The following is a 23,174-nucleotide window of genomic DNA, read 5'->3' on the forward strand; positions in this document are numbered from 1 at the left end:
AGGGCGGCGCCACCTCTGACGCCAGCGCGTCAGGCGCCGCCGCCCACCCCCTGCGGGTCGGGCGGCCTTTTCATATCCGACGAGACTTCCGCACCCGGCTGCCCGGCGTGCGATCACTTCCGGTCACCGCTCGGCGGTGGTGCCGGCACGACACGAGGAGACCATGATGGGATTCGCTCCCCTGGCGGGTACCCGGGCACCGGTCCGGGTCTGGACCGACCCGTACGCCATCGAGCCGCAGGCCGCCCGGCAGCTGCGCAACATCGGCGCGCTGCCCTGGGTGCAGGGTGTCGCCGTGATGCCGGACGTGCACTTCGGCAAGGGCGCCACGGTCGGCTCGGTCATCGCCATGCGGCAGGCCGTCTCGCCGGCCGCGGTCGGCGTCGACATCGGCTGCGGGATGTCCGCCGTACGCACCTCGCTGACCGCTGCCGACCTGCCGGACGACCTGGCCGGGCTGCGCTCCGCGATCGAGGCGACCATCCCGGTCGGCTTCGCCCAGCGGGAGAAGGCGGTCGACCCGCGCCGGGTCCGTGGCCTGGAGCAGGCCGGCTGGGACGACTTCTGGGGCCGGTTCGCCGGGCTGGACCGGCGGGTGGCGCAGCTGGAGACCCGGGCGCAGCGGCAGCTCGGCACCCTCGGCGGCGGCAACCACTTCATCGAGGTCTGCCTGGAGCAGGGTGGCGCCGACGAGGGACGGGTGTGGCTGATGCTGCACTCCGGGTCGCGCAACATCGGCAAGGAGCTGGCCGAGCGGCACATCGGGGTGGCGCGGCGCCTGCCGCACAACGCCGACCTGCCCGACCGGGACCTGGCGGTGTTCCTCGCCGGCACGCCGGAGATGGACGCCTACCGGCGGGACCTGTGGTGGGCGCAGGAGTACGCGCGGCGCAACCGGGCGGTCATGCTGGCCCTGCTCTGCGGGGTGGTGCGGGAGCACTTCCCGCAGGTCGGCTACGACGAGCCCACCTCGTGCCACCACAACTACGTCGCCGAGGAGAGCTACGACGGGGTGGACGTGCTGGTCACCCGCAAGGGCGCGATCCGGGCCGGGCGGGGCGACCTGGGCATCATCCCCGGGTCGATGGGCACCGGGTCGTACATCGTGCGGGGTCGGGGAAACCCGGACGCGTACTGCTCGGCCTCGCACGGGGCCGGGCGGCGGATGTCGCGGGCGCAGGCCAAGCGGACCTTCAGCACGGCCGACCTGGCCGCGCAGACCGCCGGCGTGGAGTGCCGCAAGGACGCTGGGGTGGTCGACGAGATCCCAGGGGCGTACAAGGACATCACCGAGGTGATGGCCCAGCAGGAGGACCTGGTGCAGGTGGTGGCACACCTCAAGCAGGTCGTCTGCGTGAAGGGCTGACGGGCCGCGCGGGCCGGGTCGACCGGCCCGCGCGGCGTCCGCTCAGAAGCCGGCGAAGACCCGGCGCAGGTCGTCCAGGCTCACCGGGCCGGTCACCCGCACCCCGTCCGGTGTGTGCTGGGGGCTCAACCGCCCGGTGGCGAGGCGCAGCCACGCCTCGGCCGGCGCGGTCAGCTCGCCGTCCGGCTGCTCCGGCACGTCGGTCAGCTCGATCCGCTCGCCCAGCCGCAGCCCGTACGTCCGCTCGGGCTCGTGCAGCCGAACCAGCAGGGTCGCCTCCCGGCCGGCCAGCTCCTGCGGCCGGCTGGTCCACGCCAGCATGCCGCCGACCTGGTCGAGCAGGAGGGACACCGCCTGCGGCGTCACCGCCGCGAACGGGTTGAACGCCACCTCGACGTCCCACTGGTGCAGCGCGAACTCGCTGAGCCGGAACCGGCCCGCGGTGGCCACGTCGACCGGTTCCGGCAGGAAGCCGAGGTCGATCCGCAGCGAGGCCCGGCTCGCCGCGTCCAACGCCTCGTACGCCTCGACGAGCCGCTGGTCGGCCTCGAGGAATCCGGCGGCGTGCTCGGCCGGGCGCATCGCGTCCCAGCGCTGCCAGACGCCGCGGTTGAAGTCGCCGTCCGGGGCGGGTGTGCCGGTGCGGGCGGCGTTCAGCGTCGCGAGGTTGATCTCCGCGCCGCTGCCCAGGTGGCTGAGCACCTGGGACACCTGCCACTCGCTGGCCCCGGAGGGCAGCAGGAGATCGTCCTCCTTCAGGTCCCGGACGAGCGCGGCGAGCTCCTCGTGGCCCGCGCGCAGGGCGGTGATGATCTGGTCGGCAGCCGTGGACATGTGTCTCCTCAACGGATTTTCGACGGTGGTCGGGACGCTACCGGAAGCGGCCGCCGGCCGGCCCACTCCCGCGGGAGGAGGGACCGGCCGGCGGGCGCGTCGGTCGGTTCAGCCCATGTGCACGGTGTTGCCGGACGGGATGTCCTCCTTGCGCACCTTCACCAGGATCAGGGTGACCAGCCCGGCCAGCACGATCAGGGCCGCGCCCCAGGCGAACGCCACGCGGTAGCCGTGCACCAGCGCCTCGACCTGGTTGACAGGGTTCGGCGCCCGACCGACCAGGTACGCGGCGACCGCACTGGTGTAGAAGGTGTTCAGCAGTGCGGTGCCCAACGAGCCGCCGATCTGCTGGGTGGCGTTGAGCGTCGCGCTGGCCGCGCCGGCGTCGTGCTCCGGCACCCCGACCAGGGCGAGACTGGACAGCGGCACGAAGGTGAAGCCGAGACCCATGCCGAGGATGACCTGGGCGGGCAGCAGAAGGGTGAGGAACGACGTGTCCACGTCGATCTGGGTCAGCACCAGCATGGCCACGGCGGCCAGCACGGTACCGCCGACCATCAGCGGCTTCGCGCCCACCCGCGGCATCAACTGGCTGGCGCCACCCGCCGCGATCAGCACGCCAGCGGTGACCGGCAGCGAGGCGAGCCCGGCCTCCAGCGGCTTGTACTGCAACACCACCTGGAAGTAGAAGGTCAGGAAGAGGAACGCGCCGAACAGGCCGGCGCCGATCAGCGTCGAGGCGAGGTACGCGCCGCCCCGGTTGCGGTCCAGGATGATCCGCAGCGGCAGCAGCGGGTGGTTGGAGCGCAGCTCGATCACCACGAAGGCGGCGAGCAGCACCACGCCGGCGGCGATGAACCCGAGCGTCGCGGTGGCGTCCCAGCCGTTCTCGGCGGCCTTGGTGAAGCCGTACACGAGGGAGACCAGGCCGGCGGTGACGACGACCGCGCCGGGCACGTCGTAGCGGGTGTTGCCGTGCGCCCGGCTCTCCGGCACCAGCGGGAGGGCGAAGGCGATCGCGATGGCGGCGACCGGGATGTTGACCAGCAGGCACCAGCGCCAGTCGGCGTACTCGGTGAGCACCCCGCCGAGCAGCAGGCCAACGGCGGACCCGCCGCCGGCGATCGCGCCGTACACGGCGAACGCCTTGGCACGCTCGGTGGCCTCGGTGAACAGCACGGTGAGCAGCGCGAGCGCGGCCGGGGCGAGCAGCGCGCCGAAGGCGCCCTGCAAGGCGCGGGCGGCGAAGAGCATCTCGCCGGTGGTGGCCAGACCACCCAGCGCGGAGGCCAGCGCGAAACCGGTCATGCCGACCAGGAAGGTGCGCTTGCGGCCCCAGTAGTCGGCGATCCGGCCGCCGAGCAGCAGCAGGCCGCCGAAGGCCAGCGTGTAGGCGGTGATCACCCACTGCCGGTTCGCGTCGGTGATCCCCAGGTCGGCCTGCGCCTTCGGGAGCGCGATGTTCACGATCGTGGCGTCCAGGACCACCATGAGCTGCGAGACCGCGATGACCGCCAGCGCGATCCAGCGTCGCGGGTGCGGCGTGTTCGTCGACGTCTCGGCGCCGGGCGCGCCGGGAGCGGTCGAGGTAGTTCCGGGCATGGTGAAGCCTTCCGCGTGTCGGTAGGTCGGGTGGGAGCCGGTCGGGTCAGGGGCGGTCGGGCTGGTAGCGGAGCACCGGGATCAGCACCTGGTCGACGACCTGGGCGAGGAACGCGTCATCGGCGGGTAGGCCGTGCGCGACGATGCGGGACATGGTGAGCGCGGGCGCCAGATCGTGGAACAGGTCCCGTTCGCCGGCCTCCGGCGGGATCTCGCCCCGGGCGGCGGCACGGACCAGGATGGCGGTGCTGGCCACCCGTTCGGCCGGTAGCACCTGGTGGCGTACCAGCCGTTCCAGCTCGGGGTTGGTCCGCATGGCGAAGGTCAACGCCTGCATCAGGTCACAGTCGGCCGCGCAGATGGCGGCCGTGGCGCGCAGCAACTCGATCAGGTCGCCGCGCAGGGAGCCGGTGTCGGGCGGGTTGTGTACACCCACGTGCCGGTCGCGCAGTGCGGCGACGACCAGCTCGGCCTTGCCGTCCCAGCGCCGGTAGATGGTGGCCTTGCTGACGTGGGCGCGGGCGGCGATGGCGTCGATGGTCATCCGGTCGTAGCCGACCACGCGCAGCAGGTCGATGACCACGGCGAACAGGTCTGTCGCGCTGCACCGGGCGCCCCGGGCAGCCGGCACCTCGGCACCCGCGCCCACCTGCTGACCGCCCAGCATCTCGACCCCCCGCGAAACGATGTCGTACTGACCCTAGTTCGCGGTTCGGAGATCGTGCAGGCTTTTATGAGTTGCGTCGCACCGAGTGAACGAAACGATTACGTTTCCCTCGGGTGTCGGGCAGGTGAACCCGGTGCTCAGCCCCGGGAGGGAGCGAGGAGCACCGGGACGGCCACCGTGTTGATCCTGGAGCCGTCCCGGGCGGATACCTCGTACACCTCGATGGTGCCGCGCTGCTCGCGGGCGGTGCGCCAGCCGACCACCACCCGGTACCCGCCCCGGCAGCCGCTGCCGCAGCTCGCGGTGCCGAAGCCGGTGGCCACCTCCCGGCTGGCGGCGTCCAGGACCCGGACGCTCACCGTGGCCTCGAACACGTCGGCGGTGCCGGTGACGGTGAGCGGGGCGGTGACGCGCTGGCCGACGATCGGGTCGGTGACCACGATCGGCGGCAGCAGGTCGGCGTAGTCGGACCGGCCGACCGGGTCGCCGTCGCCGAAACGGACCTGCCGCACCGTGGGGAACTGGGTGAGCGTCCACACCACCTGTGCCTCGCGCAGCCGGCGCTCCACCGCGTCGCCGGCGGACGGCACGGGCCCGAGCGTCGCCACGCCATCGGTGATCCGGGTCACCTCGACGCCGGCCGGCAGCAGGCTGGCCAGCCCGGTGGCGGCCTCCGCCGGCGTAGGCCCGGCGGCCAGCTCGGTCAGCGCCAGCCGGGACGTCGCCACGGTGGCCGGCCGGGTCCGGCGGGTCGGGACGAGCTGCCCGGCACGGACATACCACAGCTCGATGGTCACGGTGTCCAGCCGGCGCGTACCGGTGGCGGATGGTGCCGGCGGGCGGGTCGGGGCGCCGGTGGGCGACGGTCGCGGTTCCGTCGTCGGGGCGGGCGTCGGGTCCGGGCGCCCGGTGGGTGCGGCGGCGCTCGACGGCGCCGCGGTGGGCGCCGGGCCGAGAACACCGGACCGTGGGGTGCCGCAGCCGCTGACGAGCAGCGCGGCGATGAGCACCGGCGCGGCCAGCCGGGCCGTACCCCGCGGGCTCACCCCGCACCCCCGGACGACGCCGGGGCCGTGCGCCCGCTGCGGGGGCGCTCGGGCGGTCGCGCCGGGATGTCGGCCGGCGGGCTGTCGGGCGGCTCGGCAGGACCGTGTGCGGGCAGTTCCAGCCGGAACCGGCTGCCCGCGCCCGGTTCGCTGCGCACGCTCAGCACCCCGCCGAGCAGGGCGGCGTGTTCCCGGGCGATGGCCAGCCCGAGCCCACTGCCCGGCGCCGAGCGGGACGGGTCGACCTTGTGGAACCGGTCGAACAGGCGCGGCAGATGCTCGGCCGGGATGCCCGGCCCCTGGTCGGTGACCTCGAACACGACCAGCGGGCCCGCCCCGGCCACGGTGGCCCGGATCTCGCCGCCGCCGTGTTCGACCGCGTTCGCGACCAGGTTGGCCAGCACCCGCTCCAGCCGCCGTGGGTCGGTGCGCAGCGCGACCGGATCACCGGAGACCAGCACCCGCTCCGACCAGCCGCGCGCCGCGACGATCCCGCGCAGCAGCGCGGGCGCGTCGACCGGCTCGACGGCCGGCCGCTCCCGGCCGGCGTCCAGCCGGGAGATCTCCATCAGGTCCTCGACCAGCCGGCGCAACCGGACCACGTCACCGACCAGCAGCCGCGCGGCCGGCCGGGCGTCGTCGGGCAGCTGGTCGAGGTGCTCGCGCAGCATCGAGGCCGCGGCCACCAGGGCGGTCACCGGGGTACGCAGCTCGTGCGCGACGTCGGCGGTGAACCGCCGCTCCCGTGCCTGGGCAGCGGAGAGCGCGGCGATCTTCGACTCCAGCGCCTCGGCCATCTCGTTGAACGAGGCCGCCCAGACGCTGAACTCGTCCCGCCCGCGTACCGGCAGGCGGGTGGCCAGCAGGCCCTCGGTGAGCGCCCGGGCGGCCCGGCTGGCCCGGCCGACCGGCTCCAGCGTGCGGCGGGCCAGCAGGTGCCCCACCCCGGCGGCGAGCAGCACCACCAGCACCCAGCCGGCCAGCAACGCGGTACGCAGCTGAGCGAGGTCGGCGGCGATGTCGTCCTCGACGGTGATCACGTACAGCTCGGCGGTCGAGCCGGGGATGCGGCCGCCGACCACCAGCAGCCGGGGGCGCTCCGCCGGTGCGGACCGTTGGAAGCCGAGCTGCCCGTCCGCGACCGTGGCCCGCAGTTGGGTGCCGAGCGTCGGGGCGTACGACGGGTGCGAGGGGCGGGCCGGACCGTCGACGAGCACCACGTGCCGGCCGCTGCCCTCGAAGCTGGTGAGCAGCTCGGTGCTGCGCTGATCGGTCAGCGGCAGGAACTGTCCGGCGAGGACGAGCTGGTAGCGGGCGTCGGCGGCGGCCTGGTGCAGCGAGGCGTCCAACCAGGACTGCCGCAGCAGCAGCCCGCTGCCTCCGGCGAGCAGACCGGCGGAGACCCCGGCGACCAGCACGAAGGCGATCGTCAGCCGGCGCCGCAGGCGGCCCGGTGGCACCGCGCGTCCGGCCATCGCCGACCTCCCGTCAGCCCGTGGACAGCTTGTAGCCGGCGCCGCGTACGGTGCGCACCAGCCGAGGATGCGCCGGGTCGTCCTCGACCTTGGCGCGCAGCCGCTGCACCGCCACGTCGACCAGCCGCGAGTCGCCCAGGAAGCTGTGGTTCCAGACCAGGTCCAGCAGCAGCTCCCGGGTGAAGACCTGGCCGGGCCGGCGGGCCAGCTCCAGCAGCAGGCGGAACTCGGTGGCGGTGAGCGGCACCTCCCGGCCGTCCCGGCGTACCACGAAGCTGCCCGGGTCGATCTCCAGGCGGCCGACCTCGATGGTGCTCGACGCGACCGGCGCGCTCGCCCGGCGCAGCACCGACCGGACCCGGGCCACCAGCTCGGGCAGGTCGAACGGCTTGCGCAGGTAGTCGTCCGCCCCGCACTCCAGCCCGACGACCACGTCGAGGGTGTCGGTACGCGCGGTCAACATGAGGATCGGCACCTGGCTGGTGCGCCGGATCTCCCGGCAGACCTCCAGGCCGTCCAGGCCGGGCAGCATCACGTCGAGCACGATCAGGTCGACCGGGTGGGCCCGCCACGCCGCCAGGGCCTGCCGCCCGTCGACGGCGGTGTCGACCCGGAAGCCGGCGCGGCGCAGACCGAGGGCGGTGACCTCCCGGATGGAGGCATCGTCCTCGACCACCAGCACGCGGCCCTCCATCACCTGAGGGTAGACCCGCCGCGACGGTGCGCAGCCCTGGCGAAACGGTCGGTGTCGGTGGCCCGGCCGGACCGGGTGAGAAGGGCCCCTTCCGATTCTCCAGGCGCCCGGAAGAGGCCCTTCCCTCGTCACCACTGGTGGGCCACGTCCAGGACGATCCGGCTGTGCCCGCCGGGGCCGGCCAGCACGAACGTGCGGAACGGCAGCCGGGCCCGCACGCCGACCGCGAAGGTGGTGTAGCCCTCGAAGCTGCCGCCGAAGACGACGTCGCGCAGCGTCGGGTAGCGCAGCAGGTTCGCGGTGTGCTCACCGACCCGGTAGGGCACGGTGCCCAGGTGGGAGTCGTCGTACGCGGGGGCCCGCAGCGAGACCCGCAGCAGGGCGCCCCCGGCGGTGTACGGCGACAGCGCCAGCCCCTCGCCCTCGGTCCACGTCTCGCCGTACCCGACGGCGTAGCCGTCCACCGACCCGGCGAACTCGAACACCACCCGGTCGTAGCAGTCGTGCCGGCCGGTCCGCACGTCGATCAGCGGGGCGCTGCTCAGCGCGCCCGCCGACTTCTCCGCGCTGCCCCAGGTGATACCGCAGTACGGCGACGCCGTCGTCGCCACGGTGGTGCTCGCCGCGGCGCCGTTGCCCGCGCCGGCGACCAGCCCGGCGAGCACGACCGCCAGCGCCGTCAGTGCGCTTCTGATCCTCATCGTGGTGTCTCCGTCCAATGCTCGGGGCCACGCCGCGGCGGCGTTGCCGGTGGCCCTCTGCTGTGACGGTGTTCCCGCCCCGGCACGGCCACTTCGCTGTGCCGTAACAGCCACGTAACGGCGGTCGACGGGGGCCGTGGACGGCGCCGGTACCCCGGCCGCCGGTATGACGGTTCCGCTATGTCCGGCATCGACCGCCATCGCTTTAACATTCACGTATATCAATGACCGGCGGCCGGTGGTCGCCGGACCACCGCAGGGGAGTGCGTGATGTTCCGACGACAAGTGCTGCGTGCGGCGCAGGCCGTACTGGTGGCCGTGCTGGCGGCGGCCGGGGTGCAGCTCGCCACCGGCGCTCCGGCCGCCGCCGTGCGGACCGTCTACTACGACGCGAGCCGGACCGGTGAGTTCCGCACCAACTTCGACCAGGCGGCGCAGATCTGGAACAGCCGGGTCAGCACGGTCCGGCTGCAACCCGGCACCCCGGCCAGCATCACCATCTACGTCGACGACGGCTGGCCCCGGGCGCAACCGACCGGGCTCGGCTCGGGCCGGATCTGGATGGGTCGCACCGCCGTCAACCAGGGCTACGACCGCAACCGCATCGCCGCCCACGAGCTCGGCCACATCCTGGGGCTGCCCGACCGGCGCACCGGCCTCTGCTCCGACCTGATGTCCGGCAGCAGCGCCCCGGTGACCTGTCGCAACGCGTACCCCAGCTCGGCCGAGGCGTCCCGGGTGAACTCGCTGTTCGCCGGCACGCTCGCCGCCCCGGTCACCGGCGCGACGTACACCTGGAACGGCGCCGGGGACATCGGGCCGACAGTGGTCGGCGGCCGGCCGGCCTCCGAGAACTACCCGTTCATGGTGTACGTCTCCGGCTGCACCGGGACGCTGATCAAGGCCAACTGGGCGGTCACCGCCAAGCACTGCTCGACGCCGTCCTCGGTGCGGGTGGGCAGCGTCAACCGCACCAGCGGCGGGACGGTGGTCCGGGTGACCCGCGCGGTCAACCACCCGAGCGTCGACGTCAAGCTGCTGCAACTGGCCAGCGCGGTCAGCTACGCCCCGGCCCCGATCCCGACGACCTCCGGCGCGGTCGGCACCGCAACCCGGATCATCGGCTGGGGCCAGACCTGTCCCCGCCCGGGCTGCGGATCGGCCCCCGCCGTCGCCAACGAGCTGGACACGTCCATCGTGGCCGACAGCCGGTGCTCCGGCATCAACGGCCCGTACGAGATCTGCACCAACAACACCAACGGCACCTCCGGCGCCTGCTACGGCGACTCGGGTGGCCCGCAGGTGCGCCGGGTCAACGGGGTGTGGAACTTGATCGGCGCGACGAGTAGGGCCGGCAACAACAACTCCACCTGCGCCACCGGCCCGTCCATCTACGTCGATCTGCCGTCCATCCGGTCCTGGATCTCCACTCAGGTCGGTGGTGGCCTGCCGGTCTGACCAGTCAGGACGCCAGGGGCGGGTACGCGACACGCGTGCCCGCCCCGCACCGCCGGTCACCCACGCGTCACGGCACTGGGGTACCGTGCCTGGCACATCGACCGATCCGAGGTGACCTCATGCCTGCCGTCGTCGCACTCGTGCTGACCCTCGCCCTGTCGCCCGCGCCGTCGCCGTCGGCCACCTCGGGCCCGGTCAGTGACCTGCTCGGCGGCATCGGTCAGATCGTCGACGATCTGCTCGACGGTGGCGGCGGCAGCACCCCGAGCGCTCCGCCGAGCCCGACACCGACCCAGAATCCGCCACCGAGTGCCGGGCCGTCGGCCCCGGTGGTGCCGGTCCCGGCGGCGCCCGCGCCGACCCCCACACCCGCCGGATCGTCGGCCGACTCCCGGCGACCGCAGGCACCCGCCGCACCCGATCGCACCGCCGACGGTCGGGGCACCCGCGAGGCGTCCGTGCCGCTCCCGAACGAGGGCGACCCGGTCGCGCCGCCGACGCTCGCCGCCCCGGACCGGGTCGGGTGGCCGATGCTGCCCGCGTACTACCTGCTGATCGCGGGCGTCCTCGCGGTGCTGGCGCTGCTGCTCCTGCGTCCTCGCCGGGCGGTGCGCGCGGTCGGCGCCGCCGGCGCCCCCGCACCGACCCCCGCACCGGATCCGGGCCCGGCGCCGGACAATGTCAGCCGGCTGCCGACCAACCTCAACGCCATCTACGAGCTGGGCCGGCTGGACGAGCGACTCGAACAGGAGCGCCGACACCGGTCCTGACGCACGGTGCCCGGCCGCCGGCTCAGCGAGCCGGCCGAGCGCCCTCGCGTGGCGGGATCTCGTCGTGGTAGGCCCCGATCGGCCCTCGGTAGCGGACCCCGTCCGGGTACGGCCAGGCGTTGGGCCTGCACCAAGCGGCTCAGGCCAGCCGGCACTCGATGGTCACCGTCGTCCCCTCGCCGGTGGAGAGCAGCCGCACGTCGCCGTAGGCGTTCATCAGCAGCGCGCCCCGGCCCCGGTCCATCGCCGGCCGACGGTCCCGCCAGGTGCCGAAGTCGCGTACCGAGATCCGGACCAGGCCGTCGCCCAGCTGGAGCCGGACCCGCACCTCCGGCCGGCTGGGCCGCTGGGCGTGCTCGACGGCGTTGTTCATCGCCTCGGACGCGGCCAGCAGCAGGTCCTCCTGCACGTCCGGGTCGACGTCCAGGCGACCCAGCGCCAGCCGGACGTCGCGGCGCAACTCAGCCGCCGACGTGGGCGCGGAGGGGTACGTCCAGCTGACGTCGAGGGCGTCGCCGGCCGGCTCGTCCGGTGCGGCGGTCGCGCCCGCCCCGGTCGCGGGCGGTTCGGCGACGGTGCTCCGGGTGAGAGTGTCGGCCGGGTGGCCCGGCGGATCGGCGGCCGGCGTCGGGACGGTCGGCTCAACGGCCGTCGGCTCCGGTGCGACGGTGGTGACCGTGGCAGGTCGCGCCGCCGCCGATGTGGCGTCCGCCGACGTGGCGTCCGCTGACGGCGCGCTGCCGTCGACCCGGGTCGACGCCGCTCCGGACCGGGCTGCCCCGCTGGCGCGGGAACTGCGGATGGCGGAACGGATCCGCGCGATCAGCTCGGCAGCGGCGAACGGCTTCACCACGTAGTCGTCGGCGCCCAGGCTCAGGCCCGCCACGCTGGCCTCCCCGCCGGCGCGGGCGGAGAGCACCAGCACCGGCAGCGCCCGGGTCGCCGGGTCCGCGCGCAGCCGGCGGACCAGCTCGAAGCCGTCCAGCGCCGGCATCATCACGTCGGTGAGGACCAGATCCGGCGGGTCGCGGTGGATCGTGTCGAGGGCCTGCTGGCCGTCGGTGACTGCCCGTACCCGCCAGCCCTGGCCGGTGAGGAGCCGACTCAGGTACGCCCGCATGTCGCTGTTGTCGTCGGCCACCAGGATCCGTGCCCCGGTCAGCTCGTCCCCGGCCGGTGCGGCGGCCGGATCGGGCTCGGCGACGCCGCCGTCCGGGTCGGCCAGCCAGGTCGCCGCCTCCTGGGCGGCAGCGCGGGCCACGTCGCCCCGCCCGTCGGACGGTGCTCCGGCCGCCGACACGTGGCCCGCCGCCGACCAGGGCAGAGCCACCGTGAACGTGCTGCCGACGCCCACCCGGCTGGTCACCCGGACCTCGCCGCCCTCCAGCCGCGCCAACTCGTGCACCAGGGCCAGGCCGATGCCGGTGCCCTCGTGACTGCGCGAGAGGGCGCCCTGCACCCGGTGGAAGCGTTCGAAGAGGTTCGGCAGCTCCTGCTCGGCGATGCCGATGCCGCTGTCCGTGACGCTGAGGCGCACCTCCTCGTCGTCGGCCTCCAGACCGACCCGGATCCGGCCGATGAACGTGTACTTCAGGGCGTTGGACAGCAGGTTGGTCACGATGCGTTCCCAGTTGACCGGGTCCACCGTGACCGGCCGGGGCAGCGGCGGGCAGTCCACCTCCAGAGTCAGACCGGCCCGCTCGATGGCGGCCCGGAAGACGCCGGCCAGCTCGGCCGTGAGCGTGGCGAGATCGACGGCGCGGGCGTCGCTGCGGGCCCGCCCAGCCTCCAGGCTGGAGAACGTGAGCAGGCTGTTGACCAGGGTCAACAGCCGGGTGGCGTTGCGCCAGGCGGTCTCCACCCGCTCCCGCTGCACCGGTGCCAGTGGCGCGGTGGCGTCGGTGAGCGCGTCGGCCAACGGACCGAGCATGAGCGTGAGCGGGGTGCGGAACTCGTGGCTGACGTTGGTGAAGAAGCCGGTCTTCACCCGGTCCAGCTCGGCCAGCGCCTCGGCCCGGCGCCGCTCGTCCTCGTACGCCTGCGCGTTGCGCAGCGCCACCGCGACCTGCTGGGCCAGCAGGTCGTAGAAGGAGCGGTACGCCTCGTCCAGCCCCCGGGTGGGGCTGACCCCGACCAGCAGGACACCGAGCGGCTGGGCCTCGGCGGCCGCGGGTAGCGGCAGCGCCAGCGCGGTGCGGACCGGTTCGTTCCAGGGGCCGGCCGGCAGGGGCAGCCGGTCGGCGACGCCGCTCACCTCGGCTGGTTCGCCCGCGGCGGCGGCCGGCAGCCCCCAGTCGCGGGCGGTCGTGCTCGGGTCGGTCAGCTCGGTGGCTTCCGGCAGCGCCCCCGCCACCGTGGCGTCACCCGGGTCGCCGCCGACCCAGGCGATCCGGCGCAGGACCGCGTCGTCGCGCAGGTAGATCGCGGCGAACGGCACGTCCAGCGGGTGGGCGCCGATCGCGTCGATGAGCCGGGCGCTGGTGGCGTCCACGTCGACGGTGCGCCCGTCGCCGCGTACGGCCAGGTCGCGCAGCAGTCGTAGCCGCCGCTCGCCGATCACCTGCTGGGTGACCTCGCTGCACACGGTCAGTACGCCGACGGTGTGGCCCTCGTCGTCGCGGGCGGGGGCGTGCGAGACGCTGAAGTACGCCTCCTCGCGGTAGCCGGCCCGCTCGAGCAGCAGTCGCAGGGCGGGCACCCAGCTGGCCACCCCGGTCGCCATGGCCTGCTGGATCAGCGGGGCGAGCACGTCCCAGCCCTCGGCGAGGGTCACCCGCACGTCTTCGCCGAGCGCGGCCGGGTGCTTGTCGCCGATCAGCGCGGAGTAGGCGTCGTTGTAGAGCTGGGAGTAGCGCTCACCCCAGAGCAGCAGCATGGGGTAGCGGGAGGAGAGCACCATCCGCACCGCGGCGCGCAGGCTCTGCGGCCAGTCGGTCACCGGCCCGAGCGGCGTTGCGGTCCAGTCCAGCTCCGCCAACATCCGGCCCGTGTCGCCGCCGCCGGCGAACAGGTCAGCGCTGGGTCGTCTCACGCTCGACCCGGCCCCATCGCTAGCCCCCGTTCCGGGCCCGACGACCCCTGCTGGCGTTACCTACCCATCCTGGCACCTCTACTCACCTGTGCCGACCCCGGTACCCACCGAACCGGCCGCCCGGGTCGGCCGGTACTCAGCCTAGAGAGCGGTGGCGGCGAAACGGGACTTTCCGTCCCGCCGTGTCGGCTCCGGCGGCCCCGTTGGGCGGTGCGGTGGCCGCCGCCGAACCGGTGGGCGTTCCGGACGAACGACCGATGCCCTATACATCGACATCTGTCAGTGTCTCGGTAACTCTCCAACCCCCGAGGAGCCCCCATGAGAGGCAGAACGCTGAGCGCGGGCATCGCGCTCGCCGTGTTCACCGGGATGACGGTGACGCTGGCCGCCCAGCCGGTGACCGCGTCACCCATCGCCGCAACGGCAGTGGCCCGGCCGATCGCCGCACCCGCCGCCGTCCTGGCGGCGCCGGACATCTCCATCACCAACGTCCAGGCGCACCTGACCCAGTTCAACTCCATCGCCAGCAGCAACGGCGGCAACCGGCGCGCCGGCTCGGCCGGCTACACCGCCTCGGTCAGCTACCTGAAGACCAGACTCCAGGCGGCCGGCTACACCGTCAGCGAGCAGAACTGCTCCAGCTGCACGTACCCCTCGAACAACCTGATCGCGGAGTGGCCCGGCGGCCCGGCCGATCAGGTGGTGATGTTCGGCGCCCACCTGGACAGCGTCTCGGCCGGCCCGGGCATCAACGACAACGCCTCCGGCTCGGCCACCCTGCTGGAGAACGCGCTCGTCCTGGCCGCGCAGAACCCGACCATGACCAAGCGGGTCCGGTTCGCCTGGTGGACCGACGAGGAGCAGGGGCTCAACGGCTCCCGCTTCTACGTCAACTCGCTCAGCGCCACCCAGCGCGGCTACATCAAGGGCTACTACAACTTCGACATGGTCGGATCGACCAACGGTGGCTACTTCATCAACCGGCTCACCTCCACCACGGCCGCGCCGCTGAAGGCGTACTGGGACTCGCTGGGGCTCCAACCGGAGGAGAACGTCGAGGGTCAGGGCCGTTCCGACGACTACTCGTTCCAGCAGGGCGGCATCCCCACCTCGGGGTACGCCGCGGGGGCGAGCGCCCGCAAGACCAGCGCGCAGGCGGCCAAGTGGGGCGGCACCGCGAACTCCGCCTACGACCCGTGCTACCACCGGTCCTGCGACACCACCGCCAACATCAGCGCCACCGTGCTGAACCGGGCCGCGGACGGCGTGGCGTACGCGCTGTGGCAGCTCGCCGTGGGCGGCGGCACCCCGACCAACGACTTCTCCGTCGCCGTCAACCCCACCTCGCGCACCGTCGCGCGGGGTGCCAGCACCACGGCCACGGTCGTCACCGCCACGACCGCCGGCTCGGCGCAGTCGGTCAGCCTCTCCGCCTCCGGCGCGCCCAGCGGGGTGAGCGTCTCCTTCAGCCCGTCCTCGGTGACCTCCGGAGGATCGGCCACGATGACGCTGACCGCCTCGGCCGGCGCGGCGACCGGCACCTTCACCGTCACGGTCACGGGTACCGGCTCGGTCACCCGCAGCGCCAGCCTCACGCTCACGGTGACCGGCACCGGCGGCTGCGCCGGTGGCCAGGTGATCGGCAACGGTGGCTTCGAGAGCGGCAGCACGCCGTGGACCGCGTCCACCGGCGTGATCACCAATTCCAGCAGCCAGCCGGCGCGGACCGGGTCGTACAAGGCGTGGCTCGACGGGTACGGCAGCACCCACACCGACACCCTGTCCCAGTCGGTGACCGTGCCGGCCGGCTGTGCCAGCTACACCCTGTCGTTCTGGCTGCACGTCGACACCGCCGAGACGACCGCCTCCACGGCGTACGACCGGCTCACCGTGCAGGTGGGTTCGACGACGCTGGCGACGTACTCGAACCTCGACGCGGCCGCCGGCTACGCCCAGCGCACGTTCACCATGGCCGCGTACGCCGGGCAGACGGTCACGCTGAAGTTCACCGGCACCGAGGACTCCTCGTTGCAGACCAGTTTCGTGATCGACGACGTGACGCTCCAGGCGAGCTGACCTGGTTCGTCGGGTGGAGGCGGGCGATCGCCTCCACCCGACAACTAGTCACACCTGTCTATCTCTGGTAGAAATCCTTCAAGGCCGGCCCCTGGTTCGCAAAAATCCCACCCACACGCGAACGGGAGTGCCATGTCTTCCACCCGATCCACCCTGCGCCGCCGCATGCTCACGCTGCTGGTGGCCACCCTCGCCACGGTCGGCGCCGCACTCGGTCTCGCCGCCCCGGCCTTCGCCATCAGCCACTCCAGCGCCACCTCGCAGCTGCGCGCCGCCAACATCTCCTGGACCTCCAGTGGCAACTGCAGCGACCGCAACGTCCCCACCTGCACCTCGTTCGACGGGGTCCGGCAGGCCACCATCGACGGCATCATCACCTTCAAGCGGGCCAGCGGGTGCGCGGTCACCATCACGGCCGGCACCGAGGTCGGGCATGCCGGCGGCACGTACAGCCACTGGAACGGCTACAAGCTCGACATCGCGCTGAGCACCTGCATCCAGAACTACATCTCCGCGAACTACACCTACGTCGGCTACATCGCCGGCTTCGGCTACCAGTACCGGGCGCCCTCGGGCAACCTCTACACCAAGGAGGGCAGTCACTGGGACATCCTCTTCTACAGCTGTGGCGGTTGCTGACCTGCCGCACGCCGAGGCGGGTGCACGGACGGAGCTGACCGCGTACCCGCGCCGGGGCCGCCGCCGGACCATCGGCGGCGGCCCCGGCCGCGGGTCAGGGCAGCTGCGGGTAGAGCGCGGCCACTCCGCCGGCCAGCCCGCCCTGCACCTGCCGGCTGATGTCGTCGGCCACGATCTCGTACGCGTCGGCCTCGACGCCGTCCACGCCGATCCGGGCGATCAGCGCCGGGTCGGACTTCGCGGCGGAGACCCCGGCGGCCATGTCGGTGTCCATGTAGCCGACGTGCAGGCCGGCGACCCGGACGCCCCGGTCGGCGAGCTGGGCGCGCAGCGCGTTGGTCATCGCCCACTCGGCGGACTTGGCGGCGCCGTACGCCCCGCTCTTCGGGAAGTTGACCCAGGACAGCACGGAGAGCACGTTGAGGATGGTTCCGCCGCCGTTGCCGGCGATGACCGGCGCGAACGCCCGGGCCATCGACAGGGTGCCGAGGTAGTGGGTCTCCAGCTCCAGCCGGACGAGGTCCAGGTCGCCGTCGAGGAGGTCGGTTCCGGAGTCGATGCCGGCGTTGTTGATCAGCAGGTTCACGTCCCCGGCCAGCTTGGCGGCGGCGGCAATGGAGGCGGGGTCGGTGATGTCGAGCCGCACCGGCGTCACGCCGGGCAGGTCGACGCTGTCGGGGTTGCGGGCGCCGGCGTAGACGGTGGCGCCCCGGGAGAGGAGTTCGGCGGCGAGGTGCCGGCCGAAGCCCCGGTTGGCGCCGGTGACGAGAGCGGTGCTTCCAGAGATCTTCATGGGAGCCAGGTTATCGACCTGACTTCTCTTAGCCAAAGTCAGCTATGTCACGGCGGCGGCACGCCGGGATCGGGAATACGACCCGGACGCGCCCACAACCCCGCCGGTGACGGCTCGTATCCTTTTCGCGAACCTCCGCAGAAGCCGAGAAGGGAGACGGTGTGAGCAACCGGGCCGAGACGTTGGAGTTCCAGGCCGAGGCGCGTCAGCTCCTCCAGCTGGTGGTCCACTCGATCTATTCGAACAAGGACGTCTTCCTGCGGGAACTCATCTCGAACGCGTCCGACGCGCTGGACAAGCTGCGGCTGGCGACAATGGTCGACAAGGACCTCGTCGCCGACACCGACGACCTGCACGTCGCCATCGAGGTGGACCGGGACGCCCGCACCCTGACCGTGCGGGACAACGGCATCGGCATGACCCGCGACGAGGTCGTCGGGCTGATCGGCACGATCGCCAAGTCGGGCACCGCCGAGCTGCTGCGCCAGCTGCGCGAGTCCGCCGACGCCCGTGCCTCGCAGGACCTGATCGGTCAGTTCGGCGTCGGTTTCTACGCCGCGTTCATGGTCGCCGACAGGGTCACCCTGCTGACCCGTAAGGCCGGCGAAAGCGGCGGCACCCGCTGGGAGTCCACCGGCGAGGGCACGTACTCGATCGAGACCGTCGACGAGGCACCGCAGGGCACCGCGGTGACCCTGCACCTCAAGCCGGCCGACACCGAGGACAACCTGCACGACTACACCGCCGAGTGGACCATCCGGGAGATCGTCAAGCGATACTCCGACTTCATCGCCTGGCCGATCCGGATGCGCGTCGAGCGCCCCGGCGCCGATGGCGCGGACGCCACCAGCGAGGAGCAGACGCTCAACTCGATGAAGGCGCTCTGGGCCCGGCCCCGCGACGAGGTCGACGCCACCGAGTACCACGAGTTCTACAAGCACGTCAGCCACGACTGGGCCGACCCGCTCGAGGTCGTGCACATGAAGGGCGAGGGCACCTTCGAGTACGAGGCGCTGCTGTTCCTGCCCAGCCACGCCCCGCTGGACATGTTCTCCCCGCAGGGCCGCCGTGGCGTCCAGCTCTACGTCAAGCGCGTGTTCATCATGGACGACTGCGAAGCGCTGGTCCCCACCTACCTGCGCTTCGTCAAGGGCGTCGTCGACGCGCACGACCTGTCGCTGAACATCTCCCGGGAGATCCTCCAGCAGGACCGGCAGATCCAGATCGTCCGTCGCCGCCTGGTGAAGAAGATCCTCGCCACGGTCAAGGACCTGAAGGCCAATCACCCCGAGCGCTACCGCACCTTCTGGACCGAGTTCGGCGCGGTCGTCAAGGAGGGGTTGATCGACGACACCGACAACCGGGACACCCTGCTGGAGATCCTGTCGGTCGCGTCCACCAACGACCCGGCCGAGCCCACCGACCTGGCCGGCTACGTCTCCCGGATGAAGGACGGCCAGGGCGACATCTGGTACGCCACCGGCGACTCGCGGGCCACCATCGAGAACTCCCCGCACCTGGAGGCGTTCCGGGCCAAGGGCCACGAGGTGCTGCTGCTCACCGACCCGGTCGACGAGGTGTGGGTCGAGCGGGTCGGCACGTACGACGGCCGCCCGCTGCGCTCGATCGCCAAGGGCGAGGTCGACCTCGACACCGACGAGGAGAAGAAGCAGGCCGAGGCCGAGCGCGAGCAGCAGCGACAGGAGTTCGCCGCGCTGGTCGACTGGCTCGGCACGACCCTCGCCGACAGCGTCCGGGAGGTGCGCCTGTCGTCGCGGTTGACCACCTCGCCGGCCTGCGTCGTCGGCGACGCGCACGACCTCACCCCGACCCTGGAGAAGATGTACCGGGCGATGGGGCACGAGGTCCCGTCGACCAAGCGCATCCTGGAGATCAATCCCGGTCACCCGCTGGTTGCCGGGCTGCGCAAGGCCCACGAGCGGAGCGCCGGCTCGGAGGCTCTGACCGAGACGGCCGAGCTGCTGTACGGCCTGGCGGTGCTCGCCGAGGGCGGCGAGCTGGCCGACCCGGCCCGGTTCACCCGGGCGCTCGCCGACCGGCTGGCCCGCACCCTGTAGTCGACGGCTTCTCCGGCCGGCGGGCCGCCCGCTCAGCCGACCCCGCCCGGCCGGGCCGTCGCGCGCTGTCGACGAGCGCCACGACGCCCGGGAACCGACCCGATCGGAAACGGTCCATCGTGCTCAGTGCACAGTCTCCCGACGCCCGCAACCGCTGCGTGAGCCGCCCCGCGTGCCCCGGTGAAGAAGTTCATAAAAGGTGGGCGACCGTCACCGACCGTGCCTAACGTCGGTCGGGTTCGCCAATGCGGACACCGCGACCGGCAACGCCAAATCCTGCCCCCGGCCGTCGGAACCCAGTCACCCGGGCAGGAGCGGGGGACCCACACGTTCCTCGGTGCACGTCACCTCGGGGTGAAGCCGCCACCGCGCGGCCGGGCTCCTCGGCCCGAACCCGACAGCTCACCTCGCCGGCGTGGAGGAAGCACACATGTCACCTGACTACACGCCCCGTCATCGACGGGTCACCACCCGCCGCGTCGCCGTCGGCACCCTGGCCGTCGGCGCGATCACCGGCGCCGTCGCCCTCTTCGGCCCGGCCGCCCCGGCCCAGGCCGGGGTCAACTGGGACGCGATCGCCCAGTGCGAATCCAGCGGCAACTGGCACATCAACACCGGCAACGGCTACTACGGCGGGTTGCAGTTCTCGCAGAGCACCTGGGCCGGCTACGGCGGCAAGAAGTACGCCGCCCGCGCCGACCTGGCCAGCCGCGGCGAGCAGATCGCCATCGCCGAGAAGGTGCTCGACGGGCAGGGCATCGGCGCCTGGCCGACCTGCGGCAGGAAGGGCGGCTCGTCGGGCGGCTCCGCCGCGAAGTCCTCGTCGACGTCCACCTCGAAGTCCGACTCGACTGCCAAGCCGCGGGAGCGGTCGTCGCGCGGCGAGCAGCCGGCGACCCGCAACCACCGGCGCACCGCGCCCGCGACGGACGGCAGGACGTACCTGGTCAAGCCGGGTGACACCCTGTCGAAGATCGCCCAGGCGCACCAGGTCGGCGGCGGTTGGCAGGCCCTGTACGAGCGCAACCGGCAGCTGGTCGGCGCGGACCCCGGTCTGATCTTCCCGGGTCAGCGGCTCGCCCTCTGACGCACGCACGACGCGCGGGCGCTCGACCGGATTCCGGTCGGGCGCCCGCGGACGTGTCGGGAAAGGGGCGGGCGTCAGGCGGCCGACGCGGCAGCCTCCGGAAGCGCCGACCAGGCCCGGCGCGCGGCCGGAACGCCCTCAGCGGGCCGGTCAGCAGGTGTGGTGGCGCCCTCGTCCCGCTCTGACGCGACTGTGGACGGTGTGCCGGCCGCACCACGGGCCAGTCGGAGCGACTGTTCAGCGGAGGTGCGGGCCGCGCACGGCCACGGCTGGCCGGCGCAGAGCAGGTTGGTGCAGGCGCCGTCCTCGTCGGGCTCATGGGCGCTGAGCACGTCGATCGCGAGCTGCCAGAGCAGCGGGTCGGTCACGTCGCCGGGACGCTGCTCGCGCCGGCTCGGACGGTTGCTGGTGTCGTCGGACATGGTGGTCCCCCCTGGTAAGGCTGATCGTCACTACGTGACCGCTCAGGCGGTCGCTAAACCCGCACCCGTTGTGATGTCCGGCGCAGCCGGGCCGGAGACCATCCGGTGCCGGTCAGTCCGGCAGCAGCGGCATCTCGACGCCCGGATCACGGCCGAGCAGCACCGCCCGGGTCAGCGCCGCCGATCCGAACCGGTCACGGACCGCGTCCACCGCGGCGTCCAGCTCGGCACCCGGATCGTGGTGGAACGGCAGCTCCGGCTGCACCGGGTTGTCGTCCAGGTTGCCGACCGAGACGCCGATCAGCGTGACGCCCCGCCGGTCGATCTCGGGCAGGGCGGCCCGCAGCAGCGCCCGCGCGGCGGCGAGCAGCGGCGTGGTGTCCGCGGTCGCCTTGCGGACGGTGTGCGAGCGGGTGGCCCGGGTGTAGTCGCCGAAGCGCAGCCGCAGCATCACCGTGCGCCCGGACCGCCCGGCCGCCCGCATCCGCCGGGTCACCCGGTCGACCAGGCCGGCCAGGACGGCGTCCAGCTCCGCCGGCGCGTGCGGCGTGCGGCTCAGCGCGTGCTGCGCGCCCATCGAGCCGCGCCGGCGGCCGACCTGCACCGCCCGGGGGTCGCGGTTGTGCGCGAGGGCGTGCAGGTGCCGGCCCGCGCCGGCGCCGAGCAGCGACACCAACGCCGCCTCGCCGAGCCGGGCCACCTCGCCGACCGTACGGATCCGGCGTTCCCGCAGCTTCGCGGCGGTGACCGGGCCGACGCCCCAGAGCCGTTCCACCGGCAGCGGGTGCAGAAACGCCAGCTCGGCGTCGGGCGCGACGACGAGCAGCCCGTCCGGCTTCGCCACCCCGCTGGCGACCTTCGCCAGGAACTTCGTCCGGGCCACGCCCACGGTGATCGGCAGGCGGACCCGATCCCACACCTCCCGGCGCAGCCGCTCGGCGATGTCGGCCGGCGGCCCGGCCAGCCGGCGCAGGCCACCGACGTCCAGGAACGCCTCGTCGATGGAGAGGCCCTCGACCAGCGGGGTGGTCTGCCGGAAGATCTCGAACACCGCCCGGCTGGCCGCCGTGTACGCCGACATCCGGGGCGGCACCACGATCGCGTCCGGGCAGAGCCGGCGCGCCTGCTGGCCGCCCATCGCGCTGCGGACGCCCCGCGCCTTCGCCTCGTAGCTGGCCGCGAGCACCACGCCGCCGCCGACGATCACCGGCCGCCCCCGCAGGCGTGGATCGTCGCGCTGCTCGACCGACGCGTAGAAGGCGTCCAGGTCGGCGTGCAGGATGCTGGCCCCGGGCGACACGTACATATGTTCGCATGGAGCGTGCGATCACCACAGTGACCTGGGCGAACGCCTATTGCCCCGGCGGTGCGGCGTCGGGCCGCAGGGCGTAGTGGCGCAGCGACACGGTGTTGCCGTCCGGGGTGGTCCACGCCGCCGTGCTGGTGCCGGTGCACCGCCAACCGGTGCGCTCGTAGAGGGCGGCGGCCGCGGTGTCGCCGGCGGCCACCTGGAGCACCAGGTCCGTCCCGCGCTCGCTCGCCCACCTCCCGGCCCGGGCCAGCAGGGCGGCGCCGAGCGCCCGACCGCGGGCGGCCGGCGACACGAATAGGCGGGCAACCTCGGCCGTCGGCCGGGCCAGCGGCCCGTCCGGCGGGTCGGGCACCCGGTGCACGGCCACGTGCCCGACGATCGCGGCATCGGCGTCGAGGGCGACCCAGGCCCGCGCCGGGAGAGGCTCGCGCAACCAGCGGTGCGGGTCGGCCGGCCAGTTCAGCGGGTACCGGTCGACCTCGTGGACGACAGCGAGCGCCGCGACGCACGCGTCAAGGTCGGTGGCGCGGCGGCGGCGGATGCGCGGTGTGCTCACAGGTCGTCGAACGGGCCGGCGTACCGGAACTCACCCCGGATCGACTCCCGCCAGGCACTCAACGGACGGGCCTGGAAGTACTGCGGACCCCATGGCTGCGGCGGGGTGACGCCCAGCTCGACGGCCGGTCGGAACCCGAACCGGGGGTAGTAGTCGGGGTGGCCGAGCAGCACCACCAGTGGCTCCTCCCGGGCGTCGGCCGCGCCCAGCACCGCGTGCATCAGGGCCGAGCCGACCCCGCGCCGCTGCCAGTCGGGAAGCACGCCGAGCGGCCCCAGGCCGAGCGCCACCGGCTCGCCGGCAACCCGGCCGCGGGTGGCCACCACGTGCCCCACCACCTGCCCGTCCGGGTCGGTCGCCACCAGGGAGTACGCGGGCAGCCAACCCTCGTCGGCGCGCAGCGCGTCGACCAGTGTCGCCTCGATCGGTACGCCTCCGTCCGGCGCGGTGAAGGCGGCGGCGTGCACCGCGCGGATGGCGTCGACATCGGCGGGCGTCTCGCGTCTGATCAGCACCGCGCCACGATACGGTGCCCCGCGCGCCCGCTCCACGTGTTATCGCGAGCGC

General features: G+C 73.2%; 20 protein-coding genes and 1 riboswitch. Of the genes, 7 read left to right on the top strand and 13 right to left on the bottom strand.

Annotated elements, in window-relative coordinates:
- Positions 1-166: 166 nt before the first annotated feature.
- Positions 167-1,366 carry an RtcB family protein gene (locus tag AB0K07_RS28890; protein WP_363760133.1) on the top strand — a complete coding sequence of 400 codons (1,200 nt, stop codon included), beginning with the start codon at positions 167-169 and terminating at the stop codon, positions 1,364-1,366.
- Between the two features lie 42 nt (positions 1,367-1,408).
- Here AB0K07_RS28890 and AB0K07_RS28895 read toward each other — a convergent pair whose 3' ends face one another.
- The 7 genes from AB0K07_RS28895 to AB0K07_RS28925 form a co-directional block, all read right to left on the bottom strand.
- Positions 1,409-2,200, bottom strand: coding sequence for a maleylpyruvate isomerase family mycothiol-dependent enzyme (locus AB0K07_RS28895; RefSeq protein ID WP_363760136.1), 792 nt, complete (start codon positions 2,198-2,200; stop codon positions 1,409-1,411).
- A 108-nt stretch (positions 2,201-2,308) separates the two neighbouring features.
- Positions 2,309-3,802: an MFS transporter gene (locus AB0K07_RS28900; protein WP_363760139.1), complete on the bottom strand. Its 1,494-nt coding sequence runs from the start codon at positions 3,800-3,802 to the stop codon at positions 2,309-2,311.
- A gap of 46 nt (positions 3,803-3,848) precedes the next feature.
- Positions 3,849-4,469, bottom strand: coding sequence for a TetR/AcrR family transcriptional regulator (locus tag AB0K07_RS28905; protein WP_363760142.1), 621 nt, complete (start codon positions 4,467-4,469; stop codon positions 3,849-3,851).
- 137 nt (positions 4,470-4,606) lie between these two features.
- The gene (locus tag AB0K07_RS28910) at positions 4,607-5,515 is read right to left on the bottom strand and encodes a Gmad2 immunoglobulin-like domain-containing protein (protein WP_363760145.1); all 909 of its coding nucleotides are present in this window, start codon (positions 5,513-5,515) and stop codon (positions 4,607-4,609) included.
- A complete protein-coding gene (locus tag AB0K07_RS28915) occupies positions 5,512-6,990 on the bottom strand; it encodes a HAMP domain-containing sensor histidine kinase (RefSeq protein WP_363760148.1) in 1,479 nt (492 codons plus the stop codon). The genes AB0K07_RS28910 and AB0K07_RS28915 overlap by 4 nt, the downstream gene beginning before the upstream one ends.
- A 13-nt stretch (positions 6,991-7,003) precedes the next feature.
- Positions 7,004-7,684 carry a response regulator transcription factor gene (locus AB0K07_RS28920; RefSeq protein ID WP_363760151.1) on the bottom strand — a complete coding sequence of 227 codons (681 nt, stop codon included), beginning with the start codon at positions 7,682-7,684 and terminating at the stop codon, positions 7,004-7,006.
- 128 nt (positions 7,685-7,812) lie between these two features.
- Positions 7,813-8,385, bottom strand: a complete 573-nt coding sequence (locus tag AB0K07_RS28925; protein WP_363760154.1) for a hypothetical protein — start codon at positions 8,383-8,385, stop codon at positions 7,813-7,815.
- A 270-nt stretch (positions 8,386-8,655) separates the two neighbouring features.
- Here AB0K07_RS28925 and AB0K07_RS28930 point away from each other — a divergent pair, with 270 nt between their 5' ends.
- Both AB0K07_RS28930 and AB0K07_RS28935 read left to right on the top strand, forming a co-directional pair.
- A complete protein-coding gene (locus tag AB0K07_RS28930; protein WP_363760157.1) occupies positions 8,656-9,843 on the top strand; it encodes a snapalysin family zinc-dependent metalloprotease in 1,188 nt (395 codons plus the stop codon).
- A 119-nt stretch (positions 9,844-9,962) separates the two neighbouring features.
- Positions 9,963-10,613 (top strand): hypothetical protein, encoded by a 651-nt coding sequence (locus tag AB0K07_RS28935; protein WP_363760160.1) that lies wholly within the window; start codon positions 9,963-9,965, stop codon positions 10,611-10,613.
- A 139-nt stretch (positions 10,614-10,752) separates the two neighbouring features.
- Here AB0K07_RS28935 and AB0K07_RS28940 read toward each other — a convergent pair whose 3' ends face one another.
- Complete coding sequence (locus AB0K07_RS28940; protein ID WP_363760163.1) at positions 10,753-13,644, bottom strand: ATP-binding protein; 2,892 nt, start codon at positions 13,642-13,644, stop codon at positions 10,753-10,755.
- Positions 13,645-13,962: 318 nt separating this feature from the next.
- Between AB0K07_RS28940 and AB0K07_RS28945 the strand changes: the two genes are divergently transcribed.
- The gene (locus AB0K07_RS28945) at positions 13,963-15,720 is read left to right on the top strand and encodes a M28 family peptidase (protein WP_363760166.1); all 1,758 of its coding nucleotides are present in this window, start codon (positions 13,963-13,965) and stop codon (positions 15,718-15,720) included.
- A 132-nt stretch (positions 15,721-15,852) separates the two neighbouring features.
- Complete coding sequence (locus AB0K07_RS28950) at positions 15,853-16,359, top strand: hypothetical protein (RefSeq protein ID WP_363760169.1); 507 nt, start codon at positions 15,853-15,855, stop codon at positions 16,357-16,359.
- Between the two features lie 94 nt (positions 16,360-16,453).
- On the opposite strand, the gene AB0K07_RS28955 is transcribed toward AB0K07_RS28950, so the two are convergent.
- Complete coding sequence (locus tag AB0K07_RS28955; RefSeq protein ID WP_363760172.1) at positions 16,454-17,152, bottom strand: SDR family oxidoreductase; 699 nt, start codon at positions 17,150-17,152, stop codon at positions 16,454-16,456.
- A 161-nt stretch (positions 17,153-17,313) separates the two neighbouring features.
- Between AB0K07_RS28955 and htpG the strand changes: the two genes are divergently transcribed.
- The gene (gene htpG / locus AB0K07_RS28960; RefSeq protein ID WP_363760175.1) at positions 17,314-19,230 is read left to right on the top strand and encodes a molecular chaperone HtpG; all 1,917 of its coding nucleotides are present in this window, start codon (positions 17,314-17,316) and stop codon (positions 19,228-19,230) included.
- Between the two features lie 257 nt (positions 19,231-19,487).
- A riboswitch (cyclic di-AMP (ydaO/yuaA leader) is annotated at positions 19,488-19,660 on the top strand.
- A complete protein-coding gene (locus AB0K07_RS28965; RefSeq protein ID WP_363760178.1) occupies positions 19,661-20,317 on the top strand; it encodes a transglycosylase family protein in 657 nt (218 codons plus the stop codon).
- A 74-nt stretch (positions 20,318-20,391) separates the two neighbouring features.
- On the opposite strand, the gene AB0K07_RS28970 is transcribed toward AB0K07_RS28965, so the two are convergent.
- The 4 genes from AB0K07_RS28970 to AB0K07_RS28985 all read right to left on the bottom strand — a co-directional run bounded on the left by AB0K07_RS28970 (position 20,392) and on the right by AB0K07_RS28985 (position 23,122).
- A complete protein-coding gene (locus AB0K07_RS28970) occupies positions 20,392-20,739 on the bottom strand; it encodes a hypothetical protein (RefSeq protein ID WP_363760181.1) in 348 nt (115 codons plus the stop codon).
- Between the two features lie 112 nt (positions 20,740-20,851).
- Positions 20,852-22,039 carry a DNA polymerase IV gene (gene dinB / locus AB0K07_RS28975; protein WP_363760184.1) on the bottom strand — a complete coding sequence of 396 codons (1,188 nt, stop codon included), beginning with the start codon at positions 22,037-22,039 and terminating at the stop codon, positions 20,852-20,854.
- A gap of 52 nt (positions 22,040-22,091) precedes the next feature.
- A complete protein-coding gene (locus tag AB0K07_RS28980) occupies positions 22,092-22,607 on the bottom strand; it encodes a GNAT family N-acetyltransferase (protein ID WP_363760187.1) in 516 nt (171 codons plus the stop codon).
- Positions 22,604-23,122, bottom strand: a complete 519-nt coding sequence (locus tag AB0K07_RS28985; protein WP_363760190.1) for an N-acetyltransferase — start codon at positions 23,120-23,122, stop codon at positions 22,604-22,606. The genes AB0K07_RS28980 and AB0K07_RS28985 overlap by 4 nt, the downstream gene beginning before the upstream one ends.
- Positions 23,123-23,174: the final 52 nt, after the last annotated feature.

This window comes from Micromonospora sp. NPDC049301, from assembly GCF_040678715.1.
GTDB lineage: Bacteria > Actinomycetota > Actinomycetes > Mycobacteriales > Micromonosporaceae > Micromonospora.

What these genes read in the sequence shown, in the direction of transcription:
- AB0K07_RS28935 (WP_363760160.1), top strand. Translation starts at nt 9,963, where the DNA reads ATGCCTGCCGTCGTCGCACTCGTGCTGACCCTCGCCCTGTCGCCCGCG.
- AB0K07_RS28955 (WP_363760172.1), bottom strand. Translation starts at nt 17,152, where the DNA reads ATGAAGATCTCTGGAAGCACCGCTCTCGTCACCGGCGCCAACCGGGGC.
- AB0K07_RS28920 (WP_363760151.1), bottom strand. Translation starts at nt 7,684, where the DNA reads ATGGAGGGCCGCGTGCTGGTGGTCGAGGACGATGCCTCCATCCGGGAG.
- AB0K07_RS28905 (WP_363760142.1), bottom strand. Translation starts at nt 4,469, where the DNA reads ATGCTGGGCGGTCAGCAGGTGGGCGCGGGTGCCGAGGTGCCGGCTGCC.
- AB0K07_RS28945 (WP_363760166.1), top strand. Translation starts at nt 13,963, where the DNA reads ATGAGAGGCAGAACGCTGAGCGCGGGCATCGCGCTCGCCGTGTTCACC.
- AB0K07_RS28970 (WP_363760181.1), bottom strand. Translation starts at nt 20,739, where the DNA reads ATGTCCGACGACACCAGCAACCGTCCGAGCCGGCGCGAGCAGCGTCCC.
- AB0K07_RS28950 (WP_363760169.1), top strand. Translation starts at nt 15,853, where the DNA reads ATGTCTTCCACCCGATCCACCCTGCGCCGCCGCATGCTCACGCTGCTG.
- AB0K07_RS28890 (WP_363760133.1), top strand. Translation starts at nt 167, where the DNA reads ATGGGATTCGCTCCCCTGGCGGGTACCCGGGCACCGGTCCGGGTCTGG.
- AB0K07_RS28900 (WP_363760139.1), bottom strand. Translation starts at nt 3,802, where the DNA reads ATGCCCGGAACTACCTCGACCGCTCCCGGCGCGCCCGGCGCCGAGACG.
- AB0K07_RS28915 (WP_363760148.1), bottom strand. Translation starts at nt 6,990, where the DNA reads ATGGCCGGACGCGCGGTGCCACCGGGCCGCCTGCGGCGCCGGCTGACG.
- AB0K07_RS28930 (WP_363760157.1), top strand. Translation starts at nt 8,656, where the DNA reads ATGTTCCGACGACAAGTGCTGCGTGCGGCGCAGGCCGTACTGGTGGCC.
- AB0K07_RS28965 (WP_363760178.1), top strand. Translation starts at nt 19,661, where the DNA reads ATGTCACCTGACTACACGCCCCGTCATCGACGGGTCACCACCCGCCGC.
- AB0K07_RS28895 (WP_363760136.1), bottom strand. Translation starts at nt 2,200, where the DNA reads ATGTCCACGGCTGCCGACCAGATCATCACCGCCCTGCGCGCGGGCCAC.
- AB0K07_RS28925 (WP_363760154.1), bottom strand. Translation starts at nt 8,385, where the DNA reads ATGAGGATCAGAAGCGCACTGACGGCGCTGGCGGTCGTGCTCGCCGGG.